General features: G+C 63.3%; 11 protein-coding genes. 7 read left to right on the top strand and 4 right to left on the bottom strand.

Going from position 1 to position 13,791, the window contains the following annotated elements; translation table 11 throughout:
* Window positions 1-44: 44 nt before the first annotated feature.
* Entirely contained in the window at window positions 45-1,367 is a 1,323-nt protein-coding gene (locus PJW05_RS09015) for an OprD family porin (protein ID WP_271411370.1), read from the bottom strand.
* A 256-nt stretch (window positions 1,368-1,623) separates the two neighbouring features.
* Between PJW05_RS09015 and PJW05_RS09010 the strand changes: the two genes are divergently transcribed.
* From PJW05_RS09010 to PJW05_RS08980, 7 genes are all read left to right on the top strand, one after another.
* Window positions 1,624-2,349 carry an acid phosphatase gene (locus PJW05_RS09010; RefSeq protein WP_271411369.1) on the top strand — a complete coding sequence of 242 codons (726 nt, stop codon included), beginning with the start codon at window positions 1,624-1,626 and terminating at the stop codon, window positions 2,347-2,349.
* A gap of 118 nt (window positions 2,350-2,467) precedes the next feature.
* On the top strand, window positions 2,468-3,124 hold the full coding sequence (locus PJW05_RS09005) for a helix-turn-helix transcriptional regulator (protein WP_271411368.1): 657 nt from the start codon (window positions 2,468-2,470) through the stop codon (window positions 3,122-3,124).
* A gap of 156 nt (window positions 3,125-3,280) precedes the next feature.
* Window positions 3,281-4,099 (top strand): molybdenum cofactor biosynthesis F family protein, encoded by an 819-nt coding sequence (locus PJW05_RS09000; protein ID WP_271411367.1) that lies wholly within the window; start codon window positions 3,281-3,283, stop codon window positions 4,097-4,099.
* Complete coding sequence (locus PJW05_RS08995; protein ID WP_271411366.1) at window positions 4,096-4,878, top strand: SDR family NAD(P)-dependent oxidoreductase; 783 nt, start codon at window positions 4,096-4,098, stop codon at window positions 4,876-4,878. Before PJW05_RS09000 ends, PJW05_RS08995 begins: the two co-directional genes overlap by 4 nt.
* Window positions 4,879-5,040: 162 nt before the next feature.
* Window positions 5,041-6,285, top strand: coding sequence for an MFS transporter (locus PJW05_RS08990; RefSeq protein WP_271411365.1), 1,245 nt, complete (start codon window positions 5,041-5,043; stop codon window positions 6,283-6,285).
* A gap of 152 nt (window positions 6,286-6,437) precedes the next feature.
* A complete protein-coding gene (locus PJW05_RS08985) occupies window positions 6,438-7,736 on the top strand; it encodes an NAD(P)/FAD-dependent oxidoreductase (protein ID WP_271411364.1) in 1,299 nt (432 codons plus the stop codon).
* A 45-nt stretch (window positions 7,737-7,781) separates the two neighbouring features.
* The gene (locus PJW05_RS08980) at window positions 7,782-8,147 is read left to right on the top strand and encodes a cupin domain-containing protein (protein ID WP_271411363.1); all 366 of its coding nucleotides are present in this window, start codon (window positions 7,782-7,784) and stop codon (window positions 8,145-8,147) included.
* Between the two features lie 2,586 nt (window positions 8,148-10,733).
* On the opposite strand, the gene PJW05_RS08975 is transcribed toward PJW05_RS08980, so the two are convergent.
* The 3 genes from PJW05_RS08975 to PJW05_RS08965 are packed head-to-tail and all read right to left on the bottom strand — an operon-like array spanning window position 10,734 to window position 13,612.
* Window positions 10,734-12,056, bottom strand: a complete 1,323-nt coding sequence (locus PJW05_RS08975; protein WP_271411362.1) for a TRAP transporter large permease — start codon at window positions 12,054-12,056, stop codon at window positions 10,734-10,736.
* Window positions 12,053-12,583: a TRAP transporter small permease gene (locus PJW05_RS08970; protein WP_271411361.1), complete on the bottom strand. Its 531-nt coding sequence runs from the start codon at window positions 12,581-12,583 to the stop codon at window positions 12,053-12,055. Before PJW05_RS08970 ends, PJW05_RS08975 begins: the two co-directional genes overlap by 4 nt.
* Before the next feature lie 6 nt (window positions 12,584-12,589).
* Window positions 12,590-13,612 carry a TRAP transporter substrate-binding protein gene (locus PJW05_RS08965; protein ID WP_271411360.1) on the bottom strand — a complete coding sequence of 341 codons (1,023 nt, stop codon included), beginning with the start codon at window positions 13,610-13,612 and terminating at the stop codon, window positions 12,590-12,592.
* Window positions 13,613-13,791 lie beyond the last annotated feature (179 nt).

The raw sequence follows: 13,791 nt of genomic DNA, 5'->3' as shown, positions 1-13,791 counted from the left end.
CTTGACCCAGCCTGCCGGGGGACTTGCCACTGGCTGCCAGTGCGTTAGCGGAGGTCCAGCGGGTAGTCGAGGATCAAGCGCGTTTCGTCGATGTCGTCATCCGGATAGGCCGTGTTGCTCCGATGCCACACCTGACTGGCACGCAAGGACAACCCGGCCAGCGGACCCGCTTGCAATTGCCAGGCAAGGCCGACATCGGCCTCGAAGTGACGGCCGCCTCGGCCATACTTTCCGGCGTAGCGGCTGTCCGGCGCCGTCTGGCTGCCGTCGCTGTGGCGGCCGCGCGCATGCAGCGCGTAGGTGCGCCATCCAGCCCACCCGAGAGCACTGAGGTCGAGGTCATGGCGCAATTGCCAGGAACGCTCGCCCGGGCCGTTGAAGTCGGAGTAACCGAGGGAGTTGGCCAGGTTGATGGAGGCACTGGAGCGCCCGTCGCCAAAGGCCAGGTAATCGAACGGCTGGTCCCCACTCACACGCTGGTAGGCCAGGGTCAGACGTTGCGGTCCCCGCTCATAGGACAGCGCCAGGGAGGATGCGAGGTTATCGATGGCACCGAAGCGTTCCTGGCCGGTGCTGCGGCTGCGGTACAGGTCCAGCTTCAGGCGCAGGGCCTGCATCTCCTCCAGCGGCAGGCGGTAGTCAGCGCCCAGGTAGTGCTGCCGCCAGATGTCCTCGAAGCGCGACGAGTAGAGGCTCAACGCGAGGTCGTCCGACGCCTGCCAGACAGTACCGAGGTAGTCCACCGAGTCGACCCGCCCGCGCCCGTAGACGGTGGATATCTCTCCGTGAACCTTGGACTCGCCGGGCCCCGAGGCCGCGTTGAAGTGCCCGGCCTCCAGCAACCAGTGATCGATGGCCCGGCTCTCGGCGTGCAACCCATAGGCCATGCCGGGCAAGGTGCGGCTGCTGCTGGCGGCGAACACCGGCGCCGTGGTGTTCATCTGGCCGTACTTCAGTTGCGTGGCGCCATGGCGCAGCTTCAAGGCGCCGCCGAGCTTGCCGTAGCTGTCGTCGGGGTGGCCGTCGGCGCCCACCGGCAGGTTTCCGGTTCCGGTGCGACCACCGCCGCTGTCCAGCTTGAGGCCGAGCATGGCATGGGCGTCCACGCCCAACCCGACGGTGCCTGCCGTATAGCCGGAGGTGAAGCGGGCCTGCAGACCCTGGGTCAGTTCCTCGCGATAACCGTTGCGTTCCGATTCCGGCTTGAAGCGATTGCGACCGGCCTTGCTGGCCTGGTCGCGGTAGTCGCGGTTGAAGTAGTAGGTGCGGCTCAGCAGCGTCATCTTGCTGTCCTCGATGAACCCCTCGGCCGTCACCGAAAAGGGCAACACCGACAGCCCGCAGGCCACCCATCCCAACTTGCGCATCGTTGTTCTCCTGCCCGGCCAGGACGCCGGGATTCGATGACTTTGCGCCGGTATTCCACGCCACCCTTGTCGCCGTCGTCGCGCAACCGGGCTTGCCCTTCCCTGCCAGGACCTTGACCCTCCCTGCCCCAGGCACGCGGAGACAAAGGGGCGGCAGGGAAGCACAAGCGGCGCCTCCGCCCATGACGGACAAGGACAGGCGAGACGGCCTGGAACCACCGCCTCACGCCACTCGACAACAATAAGGACCGTTGCCATGCACAAGACTTCAAGCGCCCTGATCTTCGGCCTCGCTCTGCTGCTGCCCGCGCTCGCCATTCAGGCCGATCAGGCCACCGCCTATCCGCCCTACCTCGCCAGCACCCGCCTGCAGTTGGCGGACTTCCTGCCACCGCCGCCCGCTGCCGACTCGCCCGCCGCCAGGCTCGACCTCCAGGCCGTGCTTGATGCCCAGGCCGCGCGCAGCACCGCGCAGGTGAAGAAAGTGCAGGCCGACGACCAGTGGGAAGACGGTATCTTCCCCTTCGCTGCCGACCTGCTGGGCAGCGGCTTCGACGCGGAAAATCTGCCCCTGACCCGTGCCTTCTTCCGCCGCGCCCAGGAAGACCTGGTGCAGGTGTTGATGCCGGCCAAGCAGCAGTTCGACCGGCCCCGCCCTTACGAGACTGACACCCGGGTGGAGCCCGTGCTGCCTCCGCCGGAGGGTGATTCCTACCCCAGCGGCCACAGCATGAATGCCTACCTCAACGCCACCCTGTTGGGCATGGTGTTACCGGAGAAACGCAGCGAGCTGTTCGAGCGCGCGCGGGAACACGCCGACAGCCGGGTGATCGCCGGCGTGCATTACCCCAGCGACCTGGAAGGCGGGCAGATCGCCGCCGCGGCGCTGGTGGCGAGCCTGTTGTCGGACTCGCAGGCGGCGGCCGACTTCAATCGGGTGCGCGAAGAGATCCGTGCAGCGCTGAGGCGAAGCGAGGGATAGACCGGAAGGGGCAACCGGCCTTGCAGAGAAAGACAAGACAGCTGCGGCCGGTTGCTATAGGTGTTGTGCACGACAGCGCGGCACCTGCCGCGCTCGTTCCATTTAAAGGAGCGTCGCCATGCATGAAGACTTCGGCCTGCACTGCCTGCACGCCTTCAGCCGGGTAGTCCCGGCGTCCTGCTTCGCCTTCTACCGGATCGACGAGCAACTGCGCGCCCGGGACTTCCAACTGCTGCACATGAACGCCCGCACCCACCGCGACTACCTCGACCACTACCGCGACTTCGACCCGCTGCAGCCATCCCTTTGCCAGGACGAACGCCACGCCGTGGTGCCCCTGCGCGAAGCCATGGCCCGCCAGGCGCGCGACTCGCGACGTATCTACCAGGGTTTCCTGGTCCGTCATGGCATCCGCGACGTCGTGGAAGTGATCGCCCACGACCGGCAGCGGCCGGTGGCGGGCATTTCCCTGCTGCGCACCGGCGACCTGACCCCCTTCGCCAACGAGGACCTGCAGCGCCTCGACGGCCTGCGCAGCCTGCTCGATCTCGCCGTACGCCAGATGCCGGAGCAGCCCCTGCCGACCGACGCACTCCTCGGTCTTACGCCGCGCGAACAGGCGATCGCCCTGCTGCTGCGCGAAGGCCTGACCAACAAGGACCTCGCCCGCCAGCTGGACCTGGGGCTGGCGACGGTGAAAACCCACCTGATCAACCTGTTCCGCAAGACCGGCGCGCGCAGCCGAACCGAGCTGGTGCGCAAGCTCTTTCCCTGAAGCACGGACGGCTTTTGTGGATGGGTCGGGCGGCGTTCCGTAGAGAAACGAAACCCATGCAGGCCGGAGCACGGGCTCCACCTTCCGGTTGATACCGCCCCTCCCCCATCCGGCCGACCATGGCGCCATCCCAACCCAACCCAACGGAGATGTGCCATGACCACCCAACCCGAATGGATCAACGTCGGCGCCCTGGCAGACGGTTTCGCCCCCGAGGCCTTTACCCTGCCGAACCTGGCGGACCTCGCTGGCAAGGTCTTCACCCTTCACTTCGCCAATGGCTGGCGGATCGAGCATCGCTTCGAAGCCGAGCAGCTCGCCTGGAGCATGGCCGACGGCAGCGCCCGGGGTGAATCGCCCTACCGCGCCACCTCGGTTCGCGAGGGCCTGTACCTGGTGGACTTCCTCAAGCAGGACGACGGTCGCGAGATTTCCGTAAGCCTGGTGCTGGACATTGCCAACGCTGCCTTCACCGCCGTGCTCGGGCGGATGCCCACGGAAGCGGAATGCCGGGGCGACCTGTTCGGCAAGGCCCTTTCCGGCGGCGAGCTGACTTCGGTGAAGGCCGACTTCCTCCACGGCAGCATTGACCGTGCCTGGCGCGAAGGTGCCTGCCCCCATGCCCCGAGCCGCGATCTGGTGGGTCTGCGCAATCTCTACCGTTACAGCCCCACCGAGGTCTACGAGCACCTCTACCTCAACGAGCACTTCTACAGCTGGCAGTGCCTGAAAGGGGTTGAACAGGGGCTGGCCGATACCGACCGCTGCCACACCCTGAAGATCGCCGACGAACTCTACCTGTTTGTCTGGCGCGAGAAGATCATCCCCACCCTCGGCGTGGTGCTGATCGACCTGAAACACCACCGCAGCGACGGCAAGATCTGCGGCTACGCCAGCGGTGATTTCGGCCAGTTGTCGAACTTCCCGGTGAGCTCCCACTGCAGCGTGCTCAACCGCACGGAGTACCCGCAATGAACGGCCGCATCGTCCTCATCACCGGAGCCGGCACCGGCATAGGCGCCGCCTGCGCGTGGCGCCTGGCGGGAGAAGGGGTGCAACTGGTGCTGGTGGGGCGTCGCCGCGAGCCGCTGGAAGCGGTGTCCCGCGACACCGGCGGCCTGGTGCTCTGCGGGGACGCCGCCAGCAGCACGGACTGGGCGCGCTTCATCCCGGCCATCCTGGAGCGTTTCGGCGGTCTCGACGGGGTGATCGCCAACGCTGGCGGCCACGGCCTGGGCCGCGCCACCGAGACCTCCGACGACGATTGGCAGGCGGCGATTCATGCCAACCTCGACAGCGCCTTCCAGACCGCGCGCGCCTGCCTGCCACTGTTGCAGGTACGTCGCGGGTCGATGGTCCTGATGGCCTCCATCGCCGCCCTGGCCGCCGGGGAAGGCGTGTGCGGCTACACCACCGCCAAGCATGCGTTGCTCGGCCTCACCCGCTCCCTGGCGCGGGACTATGGCCCGCTGGGTGTCCGGGTGAACGCCCTCTGCCCGGGCTGGGTACGCACCCCCATGGCCGATGCCGAAATGCAGCCCCTGATGAAGCGCCACGGTGAGAGCCTGGATGCTGCCTATGCGCGGGTCACCGCCGACGTGCCGCTACGCCGTCCGGCCAGCCCCGAGGAAATCGCCTCCGTCTGCCGCTTCCTGCTCTCGGACGAAGCCTCGATCATCACCGGCGCCAGCCTGGTGGCGGATGGCGGGTCGAGCATCGTCGACGTGCCGACATTGGCCTTCGGGCAGGTGTGAGGCTGTGGGGGCGAATTCATTCGCGAAGCGGGAGGAAGTCTTGCCTATGGAAACTCCCTCGGGGCCGCTGCGCGACCCTTTTCGAATGAATTCGAACCCACAGTAGGGCGCTGGAAGTTAAGATATTAACCTTCTCTTTCCATCCTGCCCGTAACCGTCCAGATGTCCGAACGACGCCCCTGGCCCAAGGCCATCCGCGCCCTGCGCCACCGCAACTTCCGCCTGTACTTCACCGGCCAGGCCATTTCCACCCTGGGCAGCTGGCTGCAACAGGTGGCGCTGGCCTGGCTGATCTACCGCCTCACCGGTTCAGCCGCCTTGCTCGGGGTTACCACCTTCGCGGCGTTGCTGCCCCAGCTCCTGGTCGGTCCCCTGGCGGGCGCCTGGATCGACCGTCATGACAAGCGCCGACTGCTGATTGGCGTCCAGGGGTTGCTCGGTCTTCAAGCCATCGGCCTGACCCTGCTCACCGCTACCGGGCTGATCGGGCCGACGCTGATCGTCGCCATGGCCGCCCTGCTCGGCGTGCTCAACGCCTTCGATACCCCCTTGCGTCAGTCCCTGTTGAGCCAGTTCGTCAGCGGCAAGGAGGACTTGCCCAACGCGCTGGCCCTCAATGCCATGCTGTTCAACTCATCGCGCTTCATCGGCCCGCCCCTGGCCGGCGTGCTGCTGGGTTTCACCAGCGAGGCCGCCTGTTTCGCCCTCAATGCGCTGTCCTACCTGGGGTTGGCCGCGGGCCTGCTGGTGATCCGCATGGCGCCAACGCCCCGCGCCCAGGGTTCCACCCGCGACGTGTTCCGTGAAGGTTTGCGGTACATCGCCGGCCGTCCGCCGATCCGCCTGATGATGACCAGCGTGCTGGTGGTCAACCTCACCGCCTCCAGCTATGCCGTGCTGCTGCCCGTGTTCGCCAAGGACATCTTCACCGGCGACGCACGCACCCTGGGCTGGCTCTGGGGGGCGGCTGGCCTCGGCTCGCTGCTGGGCACGCTGTTCCTCGCCAACCGCCACGCGCTGCCCAGCCTGGTCGGCAGCATCATGGCCTGCGCCCTGGCCGCCGGCGCTGCGCTGCTGGCTTTCGCGGCCAGCGGACAACTCGTGCTCTCGCTGCTGGCCATGGCGGTGCTCGGCTTCGCCATCACCAACTGCAATGTGGGCACCAACATCCTGCTGCAGAGCCTGGCGCCGGAGCATCTGCGTGGCCGGGTGGTGGCGCTCTACACCTCGACGCGCTTCGGCTTCGATGCCATCGGCGGCCTGCTGGTGGGTGTGCTCGCCGAACGATTCGGCGCGCCCTGGGCCATGGCCGGTGCCGGCCTGGTGCTACTGGCCTATTGCGCCTGGCTGCTGCCACGCCAGCGCCAGTTGGGCCGGGAGATCGCCGAGGCGCCGACCACGGCCTGAGGGCCGCCCTTTCCGCAAGACCGGGGAAGGCTTGTCAGTCCCGGACAAGAACCCCGGCAGCCTGGGTCAAGACAGGTAGCACCGCGCGGGCCCCTAATAGGTCATTCGCGCGGCATCCGCCGCCCCTTGCCACCCGGTTCCAGGCTGCCGTCATGATCACTATCGAGACCCCCACCTACTACACCGCGACCCGAAAGTACGACCTGTCCTTCCCCTCCCTGGAGCAGGACCTGGAAGCCGACGTCGTCGTCATCGGCGGCGGCTTCTCCGGCATCAACACGGCCCTTGAACTGGCCGAAAAAGGCATCACCGACATCGTGGTGCTGGAAGCGCGCTACCTGGGCTTCGGAGGAACCGGGCGCAACGGTGGGCAGATCATGGCGGGCATCGGCCATGACCTGAACAAGATCCGCAAGGACGTCGGCGAGGACGGACTGCGCTCGATCTTCGAGATCAGCGACCTGGGTGCCGACATCATCAAGGGCCGCATCCAGAAGTACGGCATCGACGCCGACTTCTGCCATGGATACGGCTACATGGGCTTCAACGCGCGCCAGGCAAAGACCCTGCGGGCCTGGGAGAAGGAGTTCAAATCGCTCAATTCCAGGCACGAAATCCGCTACCTGGATGGATCGGAAGTGCGCCAGATCATCGGCTCCGACGCCTACTCAAGCGCCCTGCTGCACATGGGTGGCGGACACGTGCATTCCCTCAACCTGCTGCTCGGCGAGGCCAAGGCGCTGGCCAGCCATGGCGTGAAGATATTCGAGTACAGCCCGGCGCTGGACGTGAGCTATGGCGAGCGCATCACCGTGCGCACCGCCAAGGGTTCGGTCCGGGCGAGCAAGCTGCTCTGGGCCTGTGACAGCTTCCTCAACAAGCTGGAACCCGAACTGCACAAGTCCACCATCAACACCTATGCCTTCCAGATGATGACCGAGCCGCTGCCGGAAGAGCTGATCCAGCGCATCAGTCCGATTCGCGGTGCCTACAGCGACATCCGCCCGGTCATCGACTACTACCGGGTAACCAACGAAAACCGCCTGCTGTTCGGTTCCGCCACCCCCTTCATCGAACACATTCCGGGCGATCTCAAGGCCTGGAACCGTGCGCTGATGCTGAAGATCTTCCCCTACCTGGAAAACGTGAAGATCGACCTCGCCTGGGGCGGCCCCATGGCCTGCAGCCCCAACCTATTCCCGCAGATCGGCACCCTGCCCGGTCGCCCCAATGCCTTCTTCGTCCAGGGCTATTCGGGCTTCGGCGTCACGCCCAGCCACATCATCTGCAAGGTACTGGCCGAGGGCATGAGCGAAGGCTCCGCCCGCTACGACCTGATCAGCTCGGTGAAACGCATCCGCGTCCACGGCAAGGACCAGGTCCGCCCCTTGCTGCTCAGCGCCGGCAAGACCTGGCATCAGGTGTCCGGCTACTGGAACGGCCGACGCTAGCCACGCTCACCACCCAACAGGTTCAATCGCACAGGAGCACTATCCATGGCCCTCACGCCCATCAAGCACGGCATCACCCTCGACGAACTGGACGCCTGGGGCACGGTCGCCGATCTCGGCTCGGAAATCCTCGAAGGCGAGGTCCGCGCCTTCGGCAAGATGACCGCCGGCGCCCCCACCGACCCGGTCAGCGCGGCCTACTTCGGCACCACCCGGGGCAAGTTCCGCATGGTCTACCCCTTCAGCGAACAAGCCACCGTAGTCAGCGGCGAACTGCGCCTGACCGACGAATCCACCGGCCACAGCCAGGTGTTCAAGACTGGCGACACCTGGTTCGTAAACAAGGGCACTCCGGTGCTCTGGGAAGTGCTCAGCGAGAGCTTCGTGAAGCACTACTACGCGGTGGCCTGAAGCCGGCTGTCGGAAGACAGCGCAGGCCTGGGAAAAGCTGGTAAACACAACGCGGCCAGAGTCGGTATCCGACGTGGGTCGCGTCGCCTTGCGGAAAGTCGTTCATCGACCAAGGCCGATCTCCATTCCGTCTTCGCCCACAACGATCTCGCCGTCGAAAGCCATTGCCACCGCGGCGCACCAGACTTCGGCGGTGAGTTCGGGATCGTCGGCCGGAACGAAGCGACGATGATTGCCTTGGCTAAGTTGGAGCCATTGCCGATACAGTCCGCCAAGCGTTGCACCGCTTCACCGTAATCAACTGCAGCGCGGGCACCAACATCCTGCTACAAGGTCTGGCGCCGGATCTCCTGCAGACCCGCGTGATGGCGCTCTATATCTAGACGCTCTTCGGTATGACACCATTGGCGAATACTCGTAGGAGTCTCGTCGAACGCTTCAGGGCACCCGTCACAATCGTCTGCGCCCGGCGCTACCACTTAGGGAAACCCTGATGATCTGAGTGTTTTTGATCAATTGGCCGCTTTCAAAAATCGGCGGGCGTGAAGTCAGCCAGGAACACGTGGCAATTTCAGACCATCCTTTATAGGCTTTTTCGCCCAACCTTTAGCAACAAAACCAAAACCATGCCGACCAAAGCGGAAATAAAGCTCTCATTCCTCTTACCACCCTCCCCCAAAACAGCAAAATACACAGTCGAAAGAACGCTTGCCAAAGTTAGAACAACCAAAACATAAAAAACAACAAACCAAAGCCCTTGATCAAACGCCTTCCTTGAGAAAAACCTCACCTATTCATCCCTCCTCAATTAAATCCAGGCGGCAATCACCACCTGGCTATTCTTCATAGATTAATATCCAGCACCATCACCATAATCGCTTCCATCAGGAGCACTGTTATACCAATCATACACACCCGCTGCCGCACCAATGACGGCACCTACTGCTGCCCCATACAAGCCAGCCCGACTTCCATTAACTGCCCCTCCAACCGCCGAAGCAATAACGCGTCCTGCCGCATACCCAGCGCCAGATGTCGTTACTGTGGTGTTAACTGTATCGGTAGCATTTCCAGCCCCCAACCAGTTCCAATTCAAAATAAGTCAACTCCCTCATACCTTCTCCTTCTTAACGAAATCCACAATGATAATGCGACAACCGACAATCATCTTCGAATAGCAAAAGAAGAAATCCAATCATCGCCTTTGCCTCCCCAAAAGCCCAGGAGGCAACCCCCCTTAAAATACGCCAGATTAATACCCAAACACTAAAAACATAAACTCACAATCCAGTCAACCGAATAAATATATCTCACCTAGCAATAAAACCAGCCCCCTCGAAGCATCGTCAAATACGCGCAGAAACCCTCTGAAACATTAGACCTTCCACACACCACTCTAAACTTCAAACATATTGCCCGAGCGATCCACCCCTTCCAACTTACCCATCACTAAGTAGATAGACTAAAGCGCCCCACACAAACAATACTCGCCTATTCCCGTGCACGCCCCAAAAGAAAGGCACGCCGACCTAATTTATATAAAATTATTCTTTGAGTTGCGCCCACGCGACAGAGCCGCTCTCCCGAAACCATGAATAGAGACCGTCCTTTTGCAACACCATCAACTTCGCCGACCTTTAGCCCCACGACGATACCGCCACTGAGAGAGTGTCGGCGCAACTTTCCTTGCCCAAGAATAATCGGATTTTTCGTAGTAGTTTGCACATATACACACCTAAGTGAGAAAACAAGAATCAGCATCCGACACTCGTTATCGCACATATTGCGTAACCGAGCGACGGGCAGGCAAATACACCACGGAGATGTCCGACCGCCCCTGGGACATTACCTCAGAGCAAAAAGTACGAACAACTCACGACCAATTTCTTTAGCCTCGCAACCACCCTTATTTTATATAACCAAAGAATTTAAATAGACCACTCGAATGATTAAGCCATTTCTCGGAATAATGTAGGAAACTTCCTTATACAAGAGCCTAGCTTGGCGTATCCACGCAATCCTACGTGCAGTTCCTCACTTGCATCTATGTCTAACTTCAGCGTTCAGCAAAATGAAAGCCCGTAGCAACTCGACGACACGAACTGAATCTCTTTACGTACCTCATAGCATCTGTCACTTCGTCCTCTTACCAAGGATTGGCTTCGGCCAGGCGTAAGAATCCATTCCGAAAACGCATGGCTCGTTATCAGGTGATGAGTCTGGCGAGAGTTGAGAATTCGGCGCGATGCGCCATTAAGTATCGAGTAGAAAAGCTGCATGCAGCTAAAGGTCTTCAGTCAAGGCGACAGGCTCGATCTCTACACACTAAATCCCCATAGTCACGATACCTTCCTTCTACCCTCAGTTGTCGCAACACGGACATTGTCCATGGTTCGCACCGGGCATCCCTCGCGGCGAGGTTCCGTGCGAAGGTGGGCAGGTACATGTCTATGGACAGGGGGCGCAACGGCGACGAGTGCGGCCGGCAGGACGATCAATCCACTGCCGACCGACGAAAGCGACCGCGTCATTTGAGAGTTCCACACCGGCAGGACGAAGGTGGGCCGGATCGCGGCTCGCGAAGGGTCAGAGGCCAAGGAGCCCCAGGCAAATGCCGGGGAAGGCCACCAGCAGGATGATGCGCAGCAGGTCGGAGGCGAGGAACGGCAGCACGCCCTTGGCCGTCTCCAGGTAGGGCACGTCCCGTGCCACCTTGTTGACGATGAACAGGTTCATGCCGAGCGGCGGGTGGATCAGGCCGATCTCCACCACCATCAGCGCGAGGATGCCGAACCAGATGGACTTCTGCACCTCGGTCATGCCGTAGAAATCCAGGCCCATGACCACCGGATAGAAGATCGGGATGGTCAGCAGGATCATCGCCAGGGAATCCATCACGCAGCCCAGCAGCAGGTACAGCAGCAGGATGGCGCAGAGCACGAGCATGGGCGCCAGGCCGCTCTGCTTGACCCACTCGGCCAGCTCGGTGGGCATCTGGGTCAGGGCCAGGCCGGAGTTGAGCAGGTCGGCGCCCAGCAGCACGAGGAAGATCATCGCCGTGGTCTCGGCAGTGCCCAGCAGGCTCTGGCGCAGGCCCTCCGTGCGCATGCCACCCTGGAACACCGCCAGCAGGCCGCAGGCCGCCGCACCGATGGAGGCTGCCTCGGTGGGGTTCGCCCAGCCGCCGTAGATGCCGACTATCACCACCAGGAACACGCCCAGCACCGGCAGCACCTGGAGGAAGGACTTGAAGCGCTCGGCGGCGCTGGCCGGCACGCTGTAGCTGTGACCTTGCGCCTCGCGCGCCACCATCAGGCGCACCACGACGAGGTAGCCCAACGCCGCCAACAGGCCCGGCATCACGGCGGCGACGAACAGCTTGGCGATGGATTCCTGGGTCAGCACCGCGTAGATGATCAACGGCACCGATGGCGGGATGAGGATGCCCAGGGTGCCGCCCGCGGCCACAGTGGCGGTGGCCAGGCGCCCGGAATACCTGTGCCGGCGTAGCTCCGGCAGCGCCACCTGGCTCATGGTGGCCGAAGTGGCCAGGGAAGAACCGCAGATGGCGCCGAAGCCGGCGCAGGCTCCGATGGCGGACATGCCGAGGCCGCCGCGCAAGTGGCCGACAAAAGCCGCCGCGCAACGGAAGATGGCCTTGGACAGGCCGCCGTGGGTAGCGAACTGGCCCATCAGCACGAACAGCGGAATCACCGCCAGGTCGTAGTTGGACAGTCGCGACCAGGCCAGGTTGTTGAGGCTGAAGAGCAGCGCGGAGAGGTCGCCATCATTCACCGCGAGGAAGCACAGGGCGCCACCCACCATCATGGTCAGGCCGATGTGCACGCGCAGCACCAGCAGGGTGAAGGTGGCGGCCAGCGCCAGCAGACCAAGACTCAAACCGCTCATGGACGTTGCTCCCGATAGAGGCAATGAAGGGTGCGTGCGCCAGCGGTAACTGCCAGCAACAGCAGGCTCGGCACTATGCCCAGCAGGGGCATCCATAGCGGTACCGAGAGCAGGGTGGACACTTCGCCGTACTCGTGGCTCTCCAACACCTGCAGGCCAGTGCGCCAGGCCAGCAGCAACGCCGCCAGCAGGCACAGCAGGTGGGCGAAGGCGTCCAGCCAAACCTGGACACGCGATGGCAGCTTGAGGGTGAAGGCGTCCACCTTGATGTGCTGGCCGCGCAGTTCGCACAACGGCAGGAAGGCGGCGATGGCCACTGCCGCGCCGATCTCCATCAGCTCGATATCACCCTGGATGGGTGTGGCGAACAGCTTGCGGCCGATGATGGAAACCAGGGACATGGCCACCAGCGCCAGCAGGATGAAACCGCCACCCAGGGCGAACCCCTGGGCGATGCGCAGCAGCGCGCGGCTGATCAGGCCGGCCCCCTCGGCGGGGGCGGCGTCGAAGGACAGGGACTCGTTCATGGACGATCACCGGGCCTTGGTCGAGAGCGTGCGGGCGCCTTCCAGCAGCGCCTTGCCATCGAGCCCGTTGTCGGTGGCGGCGGCAGCCCAGGCATCGGCCACCGGCGCGGCGGCCTGGCGCATCGCCGCATAGGCCGGCTCGCCGATGGGGACCATCTGCTCCGCCGGAGTGGCGTCGCGGGCGTTGTCGAGGAAGCTGTCCCAGGCGCTGGCGAAGCGGTCGTTGAGGGCCGGGCCGCTGTTGCGATCGATGATGGCGCGCAAGTCTTGCGGCAGGCTGTCGAACTTGCGCGGGTTCATCAGCATGGCGAGCACGGTGTAGGAAAACGCCGACTGTCCGGCAGGAATCGAGGAATGGTGGTCGGTGACTTCATCCAGCTTGGTCGGCGGCACCACTTCCCACGACGCCAGCGCGCCGTCCACCACCCCCTTGGAGATGGACTCAGTCATCTGCGCCGGGGGCATGCTCACCGGAGTCGCGCCCAGGGCCTCCACCAGCTTGGCAGCGGTACGGCTGGAAGCGCGCAGCTTGAGGTTCTTCAGGTCCTCCAGGGTCGCGACACCTTTGCCGCGGGTGTGGATGTCCATGCCGCCATCGCCGTGGACGGAGAGCACCTTGAAGCCCTTGAAGTCGTCCCTGGCGTACTGCTCGTAGTACTGCCAGATGATCGGATTACTCGCCTTGGCCCCCGCCGGCAGCATGAAGGGTAGCTCCATGGCTTCGATGCGCGGGAACTTGCCCGCTGAATAGGCCGGTGCGGTCCAGACGATATCGGCAACCCCGTTGCGCGCCATGTCGGCCAGCTTGGCCGGGGTGCCGCCCAGTTGCATGGAGGGGTAGAGCTGGCATTTCAAACGACCGGCGGATTCGGCGGAGAGTTGCTGGCACCAGGGTTCGATGATGTTGCGCTGGGCATTGGAGTTGGCGGGTAGGAAGTGCGCGACCTTCAGCGTGTAGGTGGTATCCGCGAGGGCCGCAGCGGACGTGTAGGCGGCAGCGAAGAGGACGGCGAGCTTGGACATCTTCATGGGGGTGAGCCTCGTTGTTCTTGTACTCGTGTGCGCCTGCCAAGCCGGAAAGGGAGCATCGGCGGCGGTGATCTCGTTAACAGGTTCAAGATCTCGTTAACACATTAATCTTTCAAACACGTCTGTCAACCACGGACAAGTGATGGCTCATGCAGAAAAATTTCGCAAATTTCAAATAA

This window comes from Pseudomonas sp. Q1-7 (assembly GCF_028010285.1).
Classification (GTDB): domain Bacteria; phylum Pseudomonadota; class Gammaproteobacteria; order Pseudomonadales; family Pseudomonadaceae; genus Metapseudomonas.
This window is presented reverse-complemented; position numbering and strand designations above follow the sequence as displayed.

Coding starts and splice junctions, on each gene's coding strand:
- PJW05_RS09015 (WP_271411370.1), bottom strand. CDS start 1,367: ATGCGCAAGTTGGGATGGGTGGCCTGCGGGCTGTCGGTGTTGCCCTTT.
- PJW05_RS09010 (WP_271411369.1), top strand. CDS start 1,624: ATGCACAAGACTTCAAGCGCCCTGATCTTCGGCCTCGCTCTGCTGCTG.
- PJW05_RS09005 (WP_271411368.1), top strand. CDS start 2,468: ATGCATGAAGACTTCGGCCTGCACTGCCTGCACGCCTTCAGCCGGGTA.
- PJW05_RS09000 (WP_271411367.1), top strand. CDS start 3,281: ATGACCACCCAACCCGAATGGATCAACGTCGGCGCCCTGGCAGACGGT.
- PJW05_RS08995 (WP_271411366.1), top strand. CDS start 4,096: ATGAACGGCCGCATCGTCCTCATCACCGGAGCCGGCACCGGCATAGGC.
- PJW05_RS08990 (WP_271411365.1), top strand. CDS start 5,041: ATGTCCGAACGACGCCCCTGGCCCAAGGCCATCCGCGCCCTGCGCCAC.
- PJW05_RS08985 (WP_271411364.1), top strand. CDS start 6,438: ATGATCACTATCGAGACCCCCACCTACTACACCGCGACCCGAAAGTAC.
- PJW05_RS08980 (WP_271411363.1), top strand. CDS start 7,782: ATGGCCCTCACGCCCATCAAGCACGGCATCACCCTCGACGAACTGGAC.
- PJW05_RS08975 (WP_271411362.1), bottom strand. CDS start 12,056: ATGAGCGGTTTGAGTCTTGGTCTGCTGGCGCTGGCCGCCACCTTCACC.
- PJW05_RS08970 (WP_271411361.1), bottom strand. CDS start 12,583: ATGAACGAGTCCCTGTCCTTCGACGCCGCCCCCGCCGAGGGGGCCGGC.
- PJW05_RS08965 (WP_271411360.1), bottom strand. CDS start 13,612: ATGAAGATGTCCAAGCTCGCCGTCCTCTTCGCTGCCGCCTACACGTCC.